A 444-nucleotide genomic window follows, 5' to 3' on the forward strand; every position below is an offset into this window, starting at 1 on the left:
ATCCGTTGATACAGAGCATCAAGAAATGTTGCAGTGGGTTAAAGATATTGCTGATTTTAGCGATAATACCTATGGACAAAGACGCATGCAAAAGGCATTGAATTTGCTTGATTACCCTGTTGGACGTCGAAGAACAGCACGGTTAATGAAAGAGGCAAACGTTTGGGTGCGTTATAAAAAGAAGTACAAAGCAACAACCAACAGCGACCATAAGAAACCTATATATGATAATGAACTTAAACAGGATTTTGATGTTCAATGTACCAATCAAGCGTGGGTTCAAGACATTACGTACATATGGACTGCCGAAGGCTGGCTATATTTAGCGGTTGTAATCGATCTTTATTCTCGTAAAGTGGTTGGTTGGAGTATGGGTAGCAGAATGAAAGCACAGCTCGTTTGTGATGCGCTAACAATGGCAATATGGCAACGAAAACCGAAAGC

1 protein-coding gene is annotated in these 444 nt (G+C 40.5%); it reads left to right on the top strand.

Annotated elements, in window-relative coordinates:
• The coding region (locus Q0791_RS25065; RefSeq protein WP_299011970.1) for an IS3 family transposase at positions 1–444 on the top strand (444 nt) is incomplete at both ends.

The sequence above is a fragment of the uncultured Shewanella sp. genome, from assembly GCF_947495455.1.
Classification (GTDB): Bacteria; Pseudomonadota; Gammaproteobacteria; order Enterobacterales; family Shewanellaceae; genus Shewanella.